Origin of the sequence: Herbiconiux dendrobii (assembly GCF_052048175.1) — a bacterium.
Taxonomy (GTDB): Bacteria; Actinomycetota; Actinomycetes; order Actinomycetales; family Microbacteriaceae; genus Herbiconiux.
The window spans coordinates 320,442-337,710 of record NZ_JBLZQV010000002.1 but is presented as its reverse complement, the minus strand read 5'-3'; the positions used below and the strand labels follow the sequence as shown (position 1 = coordinate 337,710).

16 protein-coding genes are annotated in these 17,269 nt (G+C 70.7%); 8 read left to right on the top strand and 8 right to left on the bottom strand.

Annotated elements, in window-relative coordinates; translation table 11 throughout:
* The first annotated feature begins 479 nt into the window (after nt 1–479).
* Complete coding sequence (gene lplAB, locus ACN4JJ_RS06500) at nt 480–1,529, top strand: lipoate-protein ligase LplAB (protein ID WP_440709101.1); 1,050 nt, start codon at nt 480–482, stop codon at nt 1,527–1,529.
* Complete coding sequence (locus ACN4JJ_RS06495) at nt 1,526–2,125, top strand: heme-binding protein (protein WP_440709100.1); 600 nt, start codon at nt 1,526–1,528, stop codon at nt 2,123–2,125. The genes lplAB and ACN4JJ_RS06495 overlap by 4 nt, the downstream gene beginning before the upstream one ends.
* Nucleotides 2,126–2,129: 4 nt before the next feature.
* Here the strand turns inward: ACN4JJ_RS06495 and ACN4JJ_RS06490 are convergent, their stop codons facing one another.
* Nucleotides 2,130–3,227 (bottom strand): TIGR03617 family F420-dependent LLM class oxidoreductase, encoded by a 1,098-nt coding sequence (locus tag ACN4JJ_RS06490; protein ID WP_440709099.1) that lies wholly within the window; start codon nt 3,225–3,227, stop codon nt 2,130–2,132.
* A gap of 99 nt (nt 3,228–3,326) precedes the next feature.
* On the bottom strand, nt 3,327–3,614 hold the full coding sequence (locus tag ACN4JJ_RS06485) for a GNAT family N-acetyltransferase (RefSeq protein ID WP_440709098.1): 288 nt from the start codon (nt 3,612–3,614) through the stop codon (nt 3,327–3,329).
* Between the two features lie 48 nt (nt 3,615–3,662).
* On the opposite strand from ACN4JJ_RS06485, the gene ACN4JJ_RS06480 reads away from it, so the two are divergent.
* On the top strand, nt 3,663–4,556 hold the full coding sequence (locus ACN4JJ_RS06480; protein ID WP_440709097.1) for a DNA-methyltransferase: 894 nt from the start codon (nt 3,663–3,665) through the stop codon (nt 4,554–4,556).
* 26 nt (nt 4,557–4,582) lie between these two features.
* Here the strand turns inward: ACN4JJ_RS06480 and map are convergent, their stop codons facing one another.
* Nucleotides 4,583–5,368 carry a type I methionyl aminopeptidase gene (gene map / locus ACN4JJ_RS06475; RefSeq protein WP_440709096.1) on the bottom strand — a complete coding sequence of 262 codons (786 nt, stop codon included), beginning with the start codon at nt 5,366–5,368 and terminating at the stop codon, nt 4,583–4,585.
* 111 nt (nt 5,369–5,479) lie between these two features.
* On the opposite strand from map, the gene ACN4JJ_RS06470 reads away from it, so the two are divergent.
* Nucleotides 5,480–5,749, top strand: a complete 270-nt coding sequence (locus tag ACN4JJ_RS06470) for a helix-turn-helix domain-containing protein (RefSeq protein WP_440709563.1) — start codon at nt 5,480–5,482, stop codon at nt 5,747–5,749.
* A 56-nt stretch (nt 5,750–5,805) separates the two neighbouring features.
* Here the strand turns inward: ACN4JJ_RS06470 and ACN4JJ_RS06465 are convergent, their stop codons facing one another.
* Both ACN4JJ_RS06465 and ACN4JJ_RS06460 read right to left on the bottom strand, forming a co-directional pair.
* Nucleotides 5,806–6,816, bottom strand: a complete 1,011-nt coding sequence (locus ACN4JJ_RS06465; RefSeq protein ID WP_440709562.1) for a LacI family DNA-binding transcriptional regulator — start codon at nt 6,814–6,816, stop codon at nt 5,806–5,808.
* A gap of 29 nt (nt 6,817–6,845) precedes the next feature.
* Entirely contained in the window at nt 6,846–8,318 is a 1,473-nt protein-coding gene (locus ACN4JJ_RS06460) for a glycoside hydrolase family 1 protein (RefSeq protein WP_440709095.1), read from the bottom strand.
* Between the two features lie 143 nt (nt 8,319–8,461).
* On the opposite strand from ACN4JJ_RS06460, the gene ACN4JJ_RS06455 reads away from it, so the two are divergent.
* Together ACN4JJ_RS06455 and ACN4JJ_RS06450 are read left to right on the top strand one after the other, a co-directional pair.
* Nucleotides 8,462–9,886 carry an O-acetylhomoserine aminocarboxypropyltransferase/cysteine synthase family protein gene (locus tag ACN4JJ_RS06455; protein ID WP_440709094.1) on the top strand — a complete coding sequence of 475 codons (1,425 nt, stop codon included), beginning with the start codon at nt 8,462–8,464 and terminating at the stop codon, nt 9,884–9,886.
* A complete protein-coding gene (locus tag ACN4JJ_RS06450; RefSeq protein WP_440709093.1) occupies nt 9,883–11,277 on the top strand; it encodes an LLM class flavin-dependent oxidoreductase in 1,395 nt (464 codons plus the stop codon). The genes ACN4JJ_RS06455 and ACN4JJ_RS06450 overlap by 4 nt, the downstream gene beginning before the upstream one ends.
* A gap of 309 nt (nt 11,278–11,586) precedes the next feature.
* Here ACN4JJ_RS06450 and ACN4JJ_RS06445 read toward each other — a convergent pair whose 3' ends face one another.
* On the bottom strand, nt 11,587–13,356 hold the full coding sequence (locus ACN4JJ_RS06445) for an MDR family MFS transporter (protein ID WP_440709561.1): 1,770 nt from the start codon (nt 13,354–13,356) through the stop codon (nt 11,587–11,589).
* A 204-nt stretch (nt 13,357–13,560) separates the two neighbouring features.
* Between ACN4JJ_RS06445 and ACN4JJ_RS06440 the strand changes: the two genes are divergently transcribed.
* Nucleotides 13,561–14,508, top strand: coding sequence for a carbohydrate kinase family protein (locus tag ACN4JJ_RS06440; RefSeq protein WP_440709092.1), 948 nt, complete (start codon nt 13,561–13,563; stop codon nt 14,506–14,508).
* A gap of 236 nt (nt 14,509–14,744) precedes the next feature.
* Nucleotides 14,745–15,326 carry a hypothetical protein gene (locus ACN4JJ_RS06435; protein ID WP_440709091.1) on the top strand — a complete coding sequence of 194 codons (582 nt, stop codon included), beginning with the start codon at nt 14,745–14,747 and terminating at the stop codon, nt 15,324–15,326.
* A gap of 131 nt (nt 15,327–15,457) precedes the next feature.
* Here ACN4JJ_RS06435 and ACN4JJ_RS06430 read toward each other — a convergent pair whose 3' ends face one another.
* Both ACN4JJ_RS06430 and ACN4JJ_RS06425 read right to left on the bottom strand, forming a co-directional pair.
* Nucleotides 15,458–15,790 (bottom strand): hypothetical protein, encoded by a 333-nt coding sequence (locus tag ACN4JJ_RS06430; RefSeq protein WP_440709090.1) that lies wholly within the window; start codon nt 15,788–15,790, stop codon nt 15,458–15,460.
* Entirely contained in the window at nt 15,791–17,266 is a 1,476-nt protein-coding gene (locus ACN4JJ_RS06425; protein ID WP_440709089.1) for a gamma-aminobutyraldehyde dehydrogenase, read from the bottom strand.
* Nucleotides 17,267–17,269: the final 3 nt, after the last annotated feature.

Genomic DNA, 17,269 nt, shown 5'->3' with positions numbered 1-17,269 from the left:
GTCAGGTGCCGGCACCACCCGCGTGCTCGCCGACGCCCACCCCGTCGCCGACGCCTTCGGTGCGATTGCAATCGGCGGACACGGTCATCGCCCCAGACAAGATCGTCAACTTCTCGATTCGCAGCGAAGTCGCCCCTTCAGCCATCGTTGGACGCGCCGATGGTTGGGTCAGTCCATGGAGGGTTTCGGTGGTTTGTACTAACGGCTACTCCCGAACGATGAACCTCCATCTTGGTCACGACACTTTCGGTACTCCCGTTCTTGCGGCAGATCTGTTCGGATCGTCCGCTGGAGAGGTGACCGGCACATGCAATGCCATCACGTGGGATCAGAGGGCGATCGGAGTCCGCTCAGGGCGCGTTCTATCTCCGGCCGCAATCGACGGATTTCAGATCTGGGAGGTCGACTTCGTTCATTGAGCGATGACGCGCAGTCAGACGTGGCCGGAAGTAGGCTGGGCGTGTCCAAGGAGGACTGACATGCACGGTGAATACAAGGTGCCCGGCGGCAAGCTCGTCGTGGTCGATCTCGACGAGGTCGAGGGGCGTATCGCGGGGTTCCGGCTGGCCGGCGACTTCTTCCTCGAACCGGACGACGCGCTGCCGCTGATCGACGCGGCCGTGAACGGTCTGCCCGTGGGCAGCGACGCCGCCACGATCGCCGCGGCCGTCAAGAACGCGCTTCCCGCCGACGCGGTGCTGCTCGGCTTCAGCGCCGAGGCCGTCGCCGTCGCCGTGCGCCGGGCGCTCGCCTCCGCCGCCAGCTGGGACGCCTACGAGTGGGAGCTCATCCACTCGGGCGCCGAGACGCCGCAGATGCAGCTCGCGCTCGACGAGGTGCTCGCCATCGAGGTGGGGGAGGGGCGGCGCCGGCCCACCCTGCGCATCTGGGAGTGGAACGAGCCCGCCGTGGTGATCGGCAGCTTCCAGTCGGTGAAGAACGAGGTCGATCCCGAGAACGCCGCGAAGTACGGCTTCGAGATCGTGCGCCGCATCTCCGGCGGGGGCGCCATGTTCATGGACGCCAACTCCGTCATCACCTACTCGATCTACGCCCCGGCCGCCCTGGTGCAGGGCATGTCGTTCGCCGACTCCTACGCCTACCTCGACGAGTGGGTCATCACCGCCCTCAAGTCGCTCGGCATCGACGCGTTCTACCAGCCGCTGAACGACATCACCTCCGCCAAGGGCAAGATCGGCGGCGCCGCGCAGAAACGGCTCGGCAACGGGGCGGTGATGCACCACGCCACGCTCAGCTACGACATGGACGGCGAGAAGATGGTGCAGGTGCTGCGGATCGGGCGCGAGAAGATGAGCGACAAGGGCACCAAGTCGGCCGCCAAGCGCGTCGACCCGCTGCGCAGCCAGACCGGCCTGCCCCGCGACGAGATCATCGACCGCCTGATCGGCACCTTCAAGGGCCTGTACGGGGCGACGGATGGCGAGATCACCGCTGACGAGCGTGCCAAGGCCGAGGAGTTGGTGCGCACCAAATTCAGCACCCCCGAGTGGATCGGCCGCGTGCCGTGAGCGGGGCGCACGCCGCCGAGCCCGCCGGCTCCGCCGGGTCCGGACCGGCCGACCTGCCCGTCTACACCGTCGCCGAGCTCGATTCCGTGGCGCCGTTCGACGTGCCCTCCTTCACCAAGGAGGACGCCTTCGAGCTCGGCACGATCGCGGCCGCCCTCATCCGTGAGCGCGGGCTCGACCTGGCCGTGGACGTGGTGCTCATCGACGACCCGGATGCCGCCGCCGCCGCATCCGTCGGCGCCGCCGGTTCGTCACCCACCGACGGCCTCGACCTGGTGTTCCGGGCGAAGCTCGGCTCGACCGGCCCGGGCAACGACCCGTGGCTGGCCGGCAAGGCCGCCGCCGCCCGGATGTTCGCGGTGCCGTCGCTCCTGGTGCGCCTGCGCCACGAGGAGGCGGGTACTCCGTTCGAGCAGGTCGACGACCGCGGCATCGACCACTCCTTCGTGCGGGCGCACGGCGGATCGATCCCGATCTTCGTCGAGGGAGCCCTCGTCGGAACCATCACGACCTCGGGCGAGCCCGACGTCGTCGACCACCAGACGGCCTCCGATGCGGTGTCCGCGTACCTGAAGGCCCGAACCCACCGCGGCTGAGTTGTCAGCGGAGCTCGCGCACGAGTTCTGCCCAGACCTCGGGCGACACCGGGTACGGGGCGCTGAAGGAGAGGCGGGAGACGATGCCGCCGAAGCGGTCGCGCAGGCCCGCTGCGACCTCGGCGGGGGATCCGGTCACGGCGAACTCGGCCAGCACCTCGTCGGAGACGGCATCGGCCATCGCGTCCCACTCCCCGCGCACCGAGCCGGCGTGCAGGGTCTCGTGCAGGCCGTCCCAGCCGTGCAGCTCGAGCACTCCGCGGTACGCGGGCGTCGAACCGTAGAAGGCGATCTGCTTCTTGACGGCCTGGCGCGCGGTGGCGAGCTCCGCATCCGTGGTGCCGATCGCCACGAAGGCGGGGAGGCTGATCTCGACGTCGTCGCTGCCGTCGACGGCCCGGCCGGCGGAGGCCCGGCCCCGGCGGAGGGCCGGGATGCTCACCTCGTCGAGGTAGCGGCGGGTGGTGAAGCTGTGGCTGAGGAAGCCGTCGGCCACGGCGCCGGCCGTCTCGGTCATCAGTTCGCCCACGCCGGCGAGCAGGATGCGCGGGGTGCCGTGCGGGTTCGGTCCGGGGCTGAACATGGGCGACATCAGGGTGTGCGAGTAGAACTCGCCGCGGAAGTTCAGGCGCTCGCCGGTCTGCCAGCTCGCCCAGATGGCCCGGAGCGCCTCGATGTACTCGCGCATCCGCTTGGCCGGGTGCGACCAGGGCATGCTGAACCGGCGCTCGATGTGCGGCTTGATCTGCGAGCCGAGGCCGAGCACGAAGCGGCCGCCCGAGACCAGCTGCAGGTCGTTCGCGAGCATCGCGGTGTTCATGGGGTTGCGCGCGAACGCCACCGCGATCGCGCTGGAGAGCTGCACGCGCTCGGTGGCGCGGGCGGCCAAGGTGAGGGCCACGAACGGGTCGTGCCGGGTCTCGGTGACGAGCACGCCGTCGAATCCTGCGGCCTCGGCCTGCACCGCCGCGGCTTCCAGCTGCAGGGGAGTGCTCGCGATGTCGCCGCCCGCGTCGAGGGCGAAGCGAACGGGTGCGGCGGGGGTGGCGGCATCCGTCGTCGCGGGCGTCGGAGCAGTCGGGAGGTGCGCGTCGGTGGGCATGGCATCCATCCCACCACGGGCGGATGCGCGGTGTCGTGAGCGCTGTGCGTTCCCGACAGCGCGACCCGCCCCGGGCGCGGCAAGCGATGTGGAGAGGGTTCAGCCGCGGTCGACGAGCTCCTGGTAGTCGGGGTGGGTGTCGATGAAGTGGGCGACGTAGCTGCACTGGGGCACGACGGCGAGGGTGCCGCTCGTGCGCACGTCGTCGAGGGCGTACTGCACGAGCCGGCCGGCCAGGCCGCCCTCGCGCTTGGAAGGGTCGACCTCGGTGCGGATGAACACGATCGTTCCGCCCTCGATGCGGTAGTCGGCGAAGCCGGCCACCTCACCGTCGACGCTGATGGTGTACCGGTTGTTCTCGGCCTCGTTGTGGATCTCGGTGCTCATGGTGTGCTGAGCGTACGCCGGGTTCCCGCGAACTGCCACAATGGCAGGATGCCCCATCCGCCGTCCCCGCTCGCGCGGTTCGGCGACGGGGCCCGCGGCGAGGGACTAGTGTTCCACGCCGACAACCTCGAGGTGCTGCCGTCGTTCGCCGACGGCTCGTTCACGGTGATCTACCTCGATCCGCCGTTCAACACCGGGCGCACGCAGAGCCGGCGATCGACGACGGCGGTGCGCACTCCGGTCGCGGAGCCGGCCGAGTCCGCCGCGGGTCGCATCACGGGGTTCCAGGGTCGCCAGTACGACCGCATCAAGGGCGACCTGCTGCAGTACGACGACCGCTTCGACGACTACTGGTCGTTCCTGGAGCCGCGGATCGTGGAGGCCTGGCGCCTGCTCGCCGACGACGGCACCCTCTACCTGCACCTGGATTACCGCGAGGCGCACTATGCGAAAGTGCTGCTGGACGCCCTGTTCGGCCGCGACAGCTTTCTCAACGAGATCATCTGGGCCTACGACTACGGGGCGAAGTCGAAGAAGCACTGGCCCACGAAGCACGACACGATCCTGGTGTACGTGAAGAACCCGGCGGCGTACTACTTCGACTCGACGACGGTCGACCGCGAGCCGTACATGGCGCCCGGGCTCGTGACGCCCGAGCGGGCCGCGCTCGGCAAACTGCCGACGGATGTCTGGTGGCACACGATCGTGTCGCCCACCGGCCGGGAGAAGACCGGGTATCCCACGCAGAAGCCCGAGGGCATCCTGCGGCGGATCGTGCAGGCCTCTTCGCGCGAGGGCGACTGGGTGCTCGACTTCTTCGCCGGCAGCGGCACGGCGGGCGCCGTCGCCGCGGCGCTCGGGCGCAACTACGTGCTCGTCGACCAGAACCCGGCGGCGATCGACGTCATCCGCCGGCGCCTGCCCGGCGCGACCTTCGCCTAGCGGGCAGCGCGCAGCGGGCGCGGTTGCTAACGCGCCGCGGCGCCGGGCGCCCGCGTGAGGATCTCGGCGCCGTCCTCCGTGATCGCGATCGTGTGTTCGCTGTGGGCGGTGCGGCTACCGGTGGCGCTGCGCAGGGTCCAGCCGTCGGGGTCGGTGACCAGGCGGTCGGTGTCGGTCATCACCCAGGGCTCCAGCGCCAGCAAGAGACCCGGCCGTAAGCGGTAGCCGCGGCCGGGGCGGCCGTCGTTCGAGACGTGCGGATCCTGGTGCATCGTCGAGCCGATGCCGTGGCCGCCGAACTCGAGGTTGATCGGGTAGCCGGCCTCGCTCAGCACCGTGCCGATGGCGTGCGAGAGGTCGCCGATGCGCGCTCCGGGGCCGGCCGCGGCGATGCCGGCGGCGAGGGCGCGCTCGGTCGCCCGAATCAGCGCGACGCTCTCGGCGGGGCGGGATTCACCCACCAGGAAGCTGATCGCCGAGTCGGCGGCGAGGCCGTCGAGCGAGACCGCGAGGTCGAGCGTCAGCAGGTCGCCGTCGCGCAGGGCGTAGTCGTGCGGCATCCCGTGCAGCACCGCGTCGTTGACGGCGGTGCAGATGTAGTGGCCGAACGGGCCGCGTCCAAAGGAGGGCGCGTAGTCGACGTAGCAGGAGACCGCTCCGGCCTCGACGATCAGCTCGGCGGCCCAGCGGTCGATCTCGAGCAGGTTCGTGCCGACGGCGGCGCGGCCCTTGAGCGTCTGCAGGATGGTCGCGACCAGCGCTCCGGCCGCTCGGGCGCGGGGCAGCTCGGCGGCGGTCAGGATCTCGATCATGCGGGGCCTCTCCCGGGCCGCACGGAAGCGACCCAATAACTATCCCGGTCAGCCTAACCGGCCACACGCCTCGACTGGTATTCCTATCCCGGTATTACACTCGGACGCATGATGGTCCGCCTCTCCCTCACGCCCGCCGAGCTCGAGCGCGGCCGGCGCCTCGGTGCGCTCCTGCGCCGGGCTCGGGGCGACCGCCCGATGCTCGAGACGGCGCTCGCCGCCGGCGTCTCGCCCGAGACCCTGCGGAAGATCGAGTCGGGGCGCGTGGCGACACCCGCGTTCTCCACCATCGCCGCGATCGCCGAGGTGCTCGGCCTCTCGCTCGACGCCGTCTGGGCCGCGGTGCAGGAGCAGTCGCAGTCACAGCCCGCCAGCGCTTGATCCAGCGCCGAGCGCCGAGTGCCGAGCGCCCGGGGCCGAGCGCCTGACAGCGGCAGCTACGCGGAGGCGCGCACGACGAGCGTCGTGGGGATGATCGTGCGCCGCGGCGCCTCCTCGCCCGCGATCAGCCGCACCAGCAGCTCGGCCATGCTCGCGCCGAGATCGGCCGAAGGCTGGTTGACCGTGGTCAGCGGCGGGGTGAGCGTGCTGGCGAAGGTGTCGTCGTCGTAGCCCACCACCGCCACGTCGCCCGGCACCGACCGGCCCTGGGCGTGCAAGACCTGGATCGCGCCCGCCGCCATCTGGTCGTTCGCCACGAAGACGGCGTCGATCGGATCGCCGGAGCCAGCGGCATCCGGGGCGGCCGCATCCGTTCGGATCAGCAACCGGGCCATCGCCTCGGCACCCGAAGCCTGCGAGAAGTCGCCGTACTCGACGAGCGAGGGATCGCCCCCGGCCGTGGCCACCGACTCCCGCCAGCCGGCGAGGCGGTCGATGCCGGCGGGCATGTCCTGCCGTCCCGCGATGGTGGCGATGCGCCGACGGCCCAGGCCGATCAGGTGATCGGTGGCCAGGCGGGCGCTCGCGCGGTTGTCGACGTCGACGTAGTAGGCGTCCGAGAGCTCCGGATGCAGCGGCCGCCCACCGAAGACGATCGGCAGCGAGTCGCCCAGCCCGACGTAGGAGTGGTCTTCGGCGTGGTGCGACACCACGAGGGCGCCGTCGACGTTGCCGCCCTGCAGATAGCGCCGGGTCTTCTCGGGCCGGGCCTCCGACGCGATCAGGAGGTTCAGCGTGTAATTCGTGTCGGACAGCGCCCGCGCCACCCCGCGCACCACCGGCGCGAAGAAGGGGTCGGCGAACACCGTCGAGGTCGACTCCGGCACGATCAGCGCGATCACGTCGGTGCGCCGGCTCGCGAGCGAGCGTGCCACCCGGTTCGGCACGTAGTTCAGGCGCGCCACGGCCGCGTTCACCGCCGTGATCACCTCGGGGTTGACGCTGGTGGAGCCGTTCACCACCCGCGACACGGTGGCGCGCGAGACGCCGGCCTCGGCGGCCACCATCTCCAGGGTCGGGTTTCGCTGCACGAGGCTCAGGATAGCGAGCCGGGTGCGCCGACGGCTGACGAAGCGCCCGCCGCATCCGCCGCCTTGATCACGTCGGCGTACGCCAGCGCGCTGTCCTTCGGGGTGCGCACGAGCGTGTCGTAGTCGACCCGCACGATGCCGAAGCGCTTGCCGTAGCCCCAGGCCCACTCGAAGTTGTCCAGCAGCGACCACACGAAGTAGCCGCGCACGTCGGCGCCGTCGGCGATCGCCTCCGACACCGCCTGGATGTGGTCGAGGATGTACTGCGTGCGCGCGGTGTCGTGGATGGCGCCGTCGGGCGACACCTCGTCGTCGTACGCGGCGCCGTTCTCGGTGACGTACAGGGGCGGCAGCGTGGGGTACTCGCGGCCGAGGCGCACGAGCAGCGTGCGGAGGCCGGCCGGGTGCACCTCCCAGCCCATGCCGGTGAGCGGCAGGCCGCGCAGCGGGAACGTGACGTGCTCCGAGCCCACGAACGGCGAGCTCACGCTGCGCCCGCCGGCGACCGCGTGCGGGTCGGCGGGCACGATCGACGGATCGGCCGGGGCGGCCAGCGGATGCCCGCTCACCTGGTCGTCGTGATAGTGGTTGACGCCCAGGAACTCCAGCGGCTGCGCGATGACCTCGAGGTCGCCGGGGCGCACGAGGCCGGTGTCGCCGACCTCGTCGAGCCCCCACTCGGCGAGATCGCGGCGGATGTCGGCCGGGTATTCGCCGCGCAGCAGCGGGTCGAGGAAGATGCGGTTGTTCAGGCCGTCGATGCGACGTGCGGCCTCCACGTCGACCGGGTCGGAGGGGTTCTGCGGCACCGCATTGGTGAGGTTCAGCGTGATGCCGAGGTTCGGCGCGCCGAGCTCGCGCAGCCGCGACACGGCGAGGCCGTGCGCGAGGTGCTGGTGGTGCACCGCGGCGACCGCGGCGGCGGGTTCCTGCCGGCCGGGGGCGTGCACGCCCGATCCGTAGCCCAGAAGCGACGAGCAGAACGGCTCGTTGAAGGTCGTCCAGTGCTGTACGCGGTCGCCGAGCGCCTCGTAGACCACCTCGGCGTAGTCGCGGAAGCGGTAGGCGGTGTCGCGGTTCGCCCAGCCGCCCTGGTCTTCGAGAGCCTGCGGGAGGTCCCAGTGGTAGAGCGTGAGCCAGGGCAGCACGCCGGCGCCGAGCAGCTCGTCGACCAGGCGGGAGTAGAAGTCGAGACCGGCCCGGTTGGTGGCGGCGTCATCCGGGCGGATGCGCGCCCAGCTCGTCGAGAAGCGGTACGAGTGCAGGCCCAGCTGCTTCATCAGCGCCACGTCGTCGGGCATCCGGTGGTAGTGGTCGACGGCCACGTCGAGGGTGTCGCCGTTCAGCACGGCGCCGGGGACGCGGGCGAAGGTGTCCCAGACGGACGCCTTCTTGCCGTCCTCGAAGGCTGCTCCCTCGATCTGGGCGGCGGCCGTGGCGGAACCCCAGAGGAATCCGGGTGGGAAAGACGTGGTCATGGTGTGTGCACTGCTCCTTCGCAGGGTGCTCGGGCTCCCGATGGGTCTGAGAGCGCTCTCTCCCAGAGTACCGGGCATCCGCGGTCGTAACAGAACTTCGTAAAAGGTCCTCTGACCAGGCGGGCGTGGCACCCTGGGTGACCATGAGCGTTCACGACCCCGCACCTCTGCATCCTCGGCCCCGCCGCGGCTTCGCCACCGAGCAGGTGCACGCCGGCGCCGAGCCGCACGTTCCCGGCGGCGCGAACCCCCGGGTGACGCCCATCCACCTCACCGCGGGCTTCGTGTTCGACGACTTCGACCAGGCGCACGACCGGTTCACCGGCGGCGACGACGGCTTCAGCTACACCCGGCTCGGCAACCCCACGAACTCGGCGCTCGAGCGGCGGATCGCGGCCCTGGAGGGGGGCTCGCACGCCATCCTCGTCGGCAGCGGGCAGGCCGCGGTGGCCTCGGCCGTGCTCGGTCTCGCCTCGGCCGGCGACCACCTCGTCTCGGCGTCGAGCATCTACGAGGGGTCGCGCAGCCTGTTCACCGAGAATCTCGGGCGATTGGGCATCGGCACCGACTTCGTGCTCGACGCGAACGACCCGCTCGCCTGGGAGCTCGCCATCCGGCCGAACACCAAAGCGCTGTTCGTGGAGTCGATCCCGAACCCCAAGAACGACCTCGTCGACATCGCGCTCGTCGCCGAGGTGGCGCACCGGCACGGCATCCCGCTGATCGTCGACAACACCTTCGCCACGCCCTACCTGCTGCGGCCGATCGAGCACGGTGCCGACATCGTGGTGCACTCGGCGTCGAAGTTCCTCGCGGGGCACGGCTCGGTGCTCGGTGGCGTGATCGTGAGCGGCGACTCCTTCGACTGGTCGGTGACGGCGGCCGACGGATCGGCCCGCTTCCCGCACCTCGACTCCCCGGTGGCCTCGCTCGGCGGGCAGAGCCTGGCCGCCGTCCACGGGCCGGCCGCGTTCCTCGCCTTCACCCGCGACGTGGTGGTGGCGCGGTTCGGGCCGACGCCCTCGCCGCTGAACGCGTTCCTCATCCTGCAGGGCATCGAGACGCTGTCGCTGCGGGTCGACCGGCAGTCGGCCTCCGCGCTCCAGGTGGCGCGCTGGCTCGAACAGCAGCCGGAGGTTGCGTCCGTCGACCATGCCGGGCTCGAGTCCAGCCCGTCGCGGGCGCTGGCGGCGCGCTACCTGCCGCGCGGGCAGGGTTCGGTGTTCGCGTTCACGGTGCACGGGGGCACCGCGGCGGCGCGTACGCTGATCGACTCGGCCGAGCTGTTCACCCGCATGACGCACCTCGGCGACGTGCGCTCGCTCATCCTGCACCCGGCGTCGACCACGCACGCCGGGCGCACGCCGGAGCAGCGGGCCGAGGGCGGCATCTGGGACGGGCTGATCCGGCTCTCGATCGGGGTCGAGGACGCCGCCGACCTGATCGCCGACCTCGAGCAGGCGCTGGCCGCGGTGCGTGCCGCCGGGCATCTGACCGAGGCGCCCGCCGACGAGGCCGTCGCGGAGGTCGTGGTCGAGCGGGCCGAGGCCGCGGGGATCCAGGCGTGAGCCGGCCCCAGCACTTCGGCTGGTTCCTCTCCCGCGGCTTCGGGCCGCAGGGCTGGGGGCAGCCGAGCTGGGACTGGGGGCACCGCTGGCAGGAGCCCGAGCTCTATCAGCAGTCGGTGCGCGCGCTCGAGCAGGCCGGGTTCGACCTCGTCATCATCGAAGACGCCCTCTCGCTCGGCAACGCCGACACCCTCGACCTGCGCATCCGGAGCGCGTACGGCGGACCCAAGCACGACCCGCTGCTGCTCGCGCCCTACCTCTTCGACGTCACGCAGCACATCGGCATCGCGCCGACGGTGAATCCGCTGGCCTACTCGCCCTACCAGGCGGCCCGGCAGTTCGCGACGCTGCAGCACCTGAGCGCGCACCGCTTCGGCATCAACGTGGTGACGGATGTCGGCAGCTCGCGACACTTCGGCGTGCCCGCGCTCGACCACGACGGCGCCTACGACCGGGCCGAGGAGTGGCTCGGCGCGGTGAAGGCGCTGTGGCACAGCTGGGGGACGGATGCGCTGATCGCGGATGCGACGACCGGGCACTTCGCCGACGGCACCCACCTCGACCCCGTGCAGCACCGCGGCGAGCACTTCACGTTCGACGGGCCGTTGAACGCGCTGCCGTTCGGGGAGCTGAGCGGGGGCGGTGGCGTCGGCGGTGGCGCGGGCGGCGCGAGGGCCTCGGAGGCCTCGGCGGAGGCCCGATCCGGAGACCCCGTCGTGGTGTCGCCCGGAGGATCGCCGCGTGGGCTCGACTTCGCGGGCACGAACTCGCAGGTGCAGCTCGCGCTGGCCTCGCTCGACACCGACACCATCCGTGCCTACCGGCAGAAGGTGCTCGCGGCGGCGCACGCGCACGGGCGCACGGCGGCCGACATCGACATCCTGTTCGTGTTCAAGCCGATCGTCGCGGCCAGTGCCGAGGAGGCCGACCGCATCGTGGCGGCCTCCGCGCACCCCTCCGACGAGGCTCTGCTGACCATCGCCGCCGGCCAGTCCAGCGACCTCGAGACCGACCTCACGAAGCTCGACCTCGACCGGCCCATCGACCCCGCGATCTTCGGCGACCACGTCTCCCGGGGCAGCATCAAGGGACTGCTCGGCGTATTCGACGGCTTCGCGGATGCGACATTGCGCGAGATCCTCACCGCCAAGGCTCGTCTCGGCCGCTTCTCCGACCGCTCGGGCTTCGTCGGCACCGCCGACGAGATCGCCGACTTCATCGCCGAGATCGGCGACGACGCCGACAACGACGGCTTCATCTTCTCGGGCGACTTCCACCCCACGACGGTCTACCGGATGCTCGGCGACCTCGTCCCCATCCTGCGCCGCCGCGGCATCCTCCGCCGCAGCTACGGCGACGGTGGCCTGCGCGGCAACCTCCGCGACTTCTGAGCTGGCTGCGCCAGAGACCTCTCGCCTTCGGCGAGGGGCCTCTGGCGGTCGCGCCGGTCCCCGCCCGGCGCGAGGGGACATGTTCGGGTGCGGTCGCTGTCGCGGCCACGCCCTCACCCTGGGTCGTCGAGCAGGCCCCGAGACTTCGGGCGCCGTTCCGGATCGCCTTTGGGTAGGGAGGTGGGCCGGGTGGGCGGGCCCTGGCCCGGGTGACGCCCGGGATTCGGTCAGCGAATGCAGAAATAACGAGGACCGACGCCGTATAGGGCGTCGGTCCTCGTCATAACTGCATCCGCTGACGGGAGGGGGTTAGCGCGAGCCTCCCGCGGGGGGCTGCACCGGGGTGCTGCGGGTGGTGACGTCCGGGAGCACCATCGCGCCGACCGACTCGGCGGCGAGCTGGGCCTGGACGGCGGGGTCGTTCGCCGCGTCGTCGGCGTCCGCGCGCGCGGCGGCGGCGTTGTCAGCCGACTCCTCGAGGGCCGACTTCGCGCGGAGCGGCGTCGCCTTGAGGAAGAACGAGAGCACGAAGGCCACCGACACCACCGCGAGGCACACCCAGAACACCGTCGAGGTGGCGTTCGCCCAGGCGTCGACGAAGGGCAGCGTGAGCCGCGAGTCGGCGCCCACCAGGAACGAGGTGTCGCCGCTCAGGGCGTCCCCGATCGACGACGGGTCGGTCTGCGCGTTCCCGAGGATCTGCAGGATCGCCGCGTTCGCCGGGTCGCTCTGCACCGCAGGATCGGCGGCGGCGGTCTGCGCCCCCGCCAGGATCGTCGGGTTGGTGAACGCCGCCGGCAGGGTCGCGCCGAGGCGCGAGAACAGCACGGAGAACACCACGGCCGTGCCCAGCGTTCCGCCGATGGAGCGGAAGAACGTCGACGAGGAGGTGGCCACACCGATGTCGCGCGGCCCGACCGAGTTCTGCGAGGCGATGGTGAGGGTCTGCATCAGCTGGCCGAGTCCGAGGCCGATGACGAGCATCCCGAGCAGCATGTACCAGATCGGCTTGTCGGCCGAGACGAAGGTCATGTAGAAGAACGCCGCCACGAGCAGGCCCGTGCCGATGATCGGGAACATCTTGTAGCGACCCGTGCGCGAGATCAGCTGACCAGAGACGATCGAGGAGATCATCAGGCCGAGCACCATCGGGATCATCATCAGGCCGGCCTCGGTGGGCGTGGCGCCGGCGGCGATCTGCAGGTAGTTCGGGATGGTCATCATCGCGCCGAACATGCCGAAGCCGACCAGCACACCGAGGATGGTGGCCATCGAGAACGTCGGCGAGCGGAACAGCTTGAGCGGGATGATCGCGTCGTCGCCCATCCGGCGCTCGATCAGGATGAAGCCGATCAGGCCGATCGGGGCGATCACGTAGCAGGCGATGGCGCCGGCCGAACCCCAGCCCCACTCGCGCCCCTGCTCGGCCACGAGCAGGATCGGCACGACCGTGAGGATGATGGCCGCGACTCCGCCCCAGTCGATGCGCACCGCGCGCTTGGTGTGCGGGATGTGCAGGAACAGCAGCACGATCACCATCGCGACGGCGCCGATCGGCAGGTTGAGCAGGAAGATCCAGCGCCATCCGGTGATGCCGAGGATCTCGGGCGCACCCGAGAGCAGGCCGCCGAGCAGCGGGCCGATCACGCTGGAGATGCCGAAGGTGGCCAGGAAGTAGCCCTGGTACTTGGCGCGCTCGCGGGGAGCGAGGATATCGCCCATCACGGTCAGCGCGAGCGACATCAGGCCGCCGGCGCCGAGCCCCTGGATGGCGCGGAAGACCGCGAGCTCGTACATGTTCGTGGCGAGACCGGCCAGCAGCGAGCCGATCAGGAAGATCGCGATCGCGATGATGTAGAGCGGGCGCCGCCCGAAGATGTCGGACAGCTTGCCGTAGAGCGGCGTGGAGATGGTCGACATGATGAGGTAGCCGGTGGTCACCCAGGCCTGCAGCGAGATGCCGTCGAGGTCGTCGCCGATGGTGCGCATCGAGGTGCCGACGATGGTCTGGTCCAGCGACGCCAGGAACATGCCCGCCATCAGCCCGAAGATGATGAACAGGATCTGGCGGTGGGTCATCTTGCCGCCGGCCTCGTCGAAGGCCTTCTGGCGGGCCGCCGAGGCGTCGGCCGATTTGGAGCGACGGGTGGACGATGATTCGGAACGAGACACGAGCATCCTCAGAACGCGGAAGACAGGGGGGTCGCGCGAAATTTGCGCAGGCTGCAAAGTTACACCCTCTGCAGAACGATCTTCAACCAAGGCTGGCCTAGGCTTGCTCGAATGGATGCCGAGCGCCGCGTGGTCATCGCCGGGCACGTCTGCATCGACGAGAACATCACCTCGGCCGGGACGGTGCGCGCGATCGGATCGCCGGCGGCGTTCATGGCACCGGTGCTCGAGGCGGGCGGCGTGCGTGCCCCGGTCGCCGCTCCATACGGGCGCGACTTCGAGGTGCTGGAGGCGGGTTCGGCGCGCGCCGGGGGGCTCCGCCTGCTCGAGCCGGCGCGCGGGGCGCACACACTGGTGTTCGTCAACGACGTGCGCGGCGAACGGCGGCTGCAGGCGGTGCGCCGTGCGGAGTCGGCGCGGCTGCAGCGCCCGGAGGCCGCGGTGCGCCAGGCCCTCGGCGAGGCGGAGGCGCTGCTGTTCGCGCCGCTGCTGGCCGATCCGCCGGTCTCGGTCGTGGCCGACTACGTGGCCACGGTGCCCCCGGGGGCGCTGCGGATGGTGCTGCTGCAGGGCTACCTCCGTGAGCCCGACCAGGTTCCGGATGCCCGGGGAGATCTTTCGGTGGGCCCGCGTGTGTTCGCCGAGGCCGACGAGCTGCTCCCGCTGTTCGACATCGCCGTGCTGAGCGACGAGGACGTGCCCGAGGTGGATCGGGTGGCCGGGGGATGGGCGGCCGGTCATCCCGGGGTGGCGATCGTGGTCACGCGCGGGCCTCGGGGGGCCTCCGTGTACCGGGACGGGCTTCGGCGCGACGTGCCGGCGCACCCGGTGGGGCCGATCGCGTCGGAGTCGCTGATCGGCGCCGGCGACGTGTTCGCCGCCGAGCTCACGCTCGCGCTGCTCGGGCGGGGTGGGCGTCGCCTCGCCTCGCTCGGCGCACGGGAGGGTGCGGGTTCGACGCTCGCGCGGGAGCGGCTCATCGATGCAGTGGCGTCGGCGAACCGGGCCACTGCCCTGCACCTGAGCTCGCGGACGGAACCCTCACTTCATCACCGCTGAGCTGCGCTGCTCGGCGATCCTGCTCCGTCGCAGCCTCGCCGCGCGGGGTCTCCGACCGGGGGTGAAGGCGAGGACGAAGGGCGCATGGCGGGTCTTTTCGCCCAGGGTGAAATGCGGATGGTTGCTCGGCATCCTCATTGTGGGCAATCCGAATGCACGGTTGGCTTCGAAGCATGTGCGACACCCCGCATTCGGGGGGTTCGACCCGAGCTCCCCCACCCTGAATTAGGAGATCCGTGAACGAGAACACTCTGAACATCGACCGCCGTACCCTCCTCGCCGGAGCCGCCTGGTCGGTTCCCGTCGTCGCGCTGGCCGTTGCAACGCCCTTCGCCGCCGCCTCCACGGTGAGCAACCTGTACGTGCAGTGGGGAGGGTTCGAAGACGCAGCCGTCGTCGGAACCGCCCCCGACGGCAGCTCCATCACCCTGCGCCGGCCCACCGAGGTCGACATGTTCAACGGCTCGTCCACCGAGGCCGTGCCCGCGGGCCAGAGCGTCACGATGACGCTCAGCCAGACCGCGGGAGCGTCCCTCGCCGCCGGCAGCGTGGTCTTCCGATCCGTCTCCGGATCGGTCACGAACGTCGCGGGCATCGGCACCTCGACCGTCACCTTCGACACCGACGCGGAGATCCCCGCGCCCAGCGGATCGCTCGTCGCGCTGGTGGAGATCGGCCTGAGCGACGCCCCCGTGCAGGGCGTCGGCGAGCCGACCACCTGGACGTTCACCTGCACGGTCCCCTCCACCACGGTCGGCGAGTCGGTCGACAACACCCTCTCGGCCTGGACGGGCGCTTCCACGGCCGTCACTCCGTAGGACGCATCCGGCGCACCTGCGTCGTCTACTCCAGCGAGCCTGGGCCCACCTCCCGCACTCCGTCGGGAGAGGGCCCAGGCTCGCTGACGTGTGCCGGGCAGCACGTCCTGCCCGGCGGATACGTGGTGCTCCTACGGTGCGGTGAGTTCGCGGAGATGGTCGAGAGAGGTGGTCGACAGGACGCGGCGCACGTCGAGCAGGGCGTCGCGGAAGAGCGCGCTCTCGGACGTCTCGTCGTGCTCGAGGACGAGCATGATGGTGCTGTCCCCGATCAGGCGCGCCCGCCAGCCGTCTTCGTTCCGGGCGAGACGATGCCGCACTTCTTCGCCGAGCACGGGGTCGCCGCAGCCGCGATGATCCACGACCTCGAAGTGCCAGACCAGACCGGCCCCCCGAACGTCGATGATGCGGGGATCCGCGGCGCGAAGAGCGTTCAACTGGCCGCGGACCCGACCGGTGGCCACCTAGCCCTCCAGGGTGAAGACGGTGCGGTGCCAGTCCTTGGCCGCGTTCCCGGTGAGGTCGTACATGACGTGTTTGATCACGGTGTACTCGTCCAGGGAGTAGGTGGACATGTCCTTCCCGAAGCCGGACTGTCTCATCCCGCCGTGGGGCATCTCGCTGATGATCGGGATGTGGTCGTTCACCCACACGACGCCGGCGCGGATGTCGCGGGTGAAACGCAGTGCGCGGTGGACGTCTTTCGTCCACACCGACGAGGCCAGGCCATAGGGCGTGTCGTTGGCCAGCGCGAGTGCGTCGTCGTCGGAGTCGAACGGCGTGACCGCCAGAACCGGCCCGAAGACCTCGACGCGGAAGATCTCGCTGTCCGGGCTCGCATCCGCCACCAGCGTCGGCCGGTAGTAGGAGCCGGCGGCGAGGTCGCCGTCGGGGATCCCGCCGCCCAGCACGCGGGCGTAGCCGCGGGCGCGCTCGACCATGCCCGCCACGGACTGCTGGTGCCTGCGCGACACGAGCGGGCCGAGATCGGTCGTCACGTCCTGGGTGGGGCCGAGCCTGACCTTCGCGAAGAGTTCCGCGACTCCCGCGATGAAGTCCTCGTACAGCGAACGGTGCACGATGGCGCGGGTGGCCGCGGTGCAGTCCTGCCCGGTGTTGATCAGGCTCCCGGCGACGGCGCCGTGGATGGCGGCTTCGAGGTCGGCGTCGTCGAGCACGACGAAGGGCGCCTTCCCGCCGAGTTCGAGGTGGACCCGCTTGGCGGTGGTGGCCGCCGCTTCCAGCACGGTACGGCCCACGGCGGTGGAGCCGGTGAACGAGAGCATGTCCACATCGGGATGACGGAGGAGTTGCGCACCGACGGTGGGCCCGCGGCCGGTCAGCACGTTGACGACGCCGTTCGGCAGCCCCGCCTGGGTGGCCACCTCGGCGAACAGGAGCGAGGTGAGCGGCGTGATCTCCGCGGGCTTCAGAACGATGGTGTTCCCCGCGGCGATGGCGGGCAGGATCTTCCACGCGGCCATCTGCAACGGGTAGTTCCACGGGGAGATGGAGCCGACGACGCCGATCGCCTCGCGGCGGATCGACGAGGTGTGGTCGGCGGAATACTCCCCGGTGGCCTTCCCCTCGAGGTTGCGGGCGGCACCGGCGAAGAAGGCGATGTTGTCGATCGTGCCCGGGACGTCGAATTCGCGGGCGAGCCGGATGGGCTTCCCGGCCTGGCGTGACTCGAGCTGGGCGAATTCTTCGGCCCGTTCTTCCATCAGCACGGCGAACCTGGTCAGCACGGCGGAGCGTTCCGCCGGAGTCGCCCGGGACCAGGCAGGGAAGGCCGCTCTGGCCGCCTGCACGGCGCGGTTCACGTCGTCGGTTCCCGCAAGGGTGACGGTCGTGATGGTCTCGCCCGTGGACGGATCGATGACGTCGATGCTCTCCCCGGAGCTGCCGTCGACGCGCTCGCCGTCGATGAACTGGCTCACGGT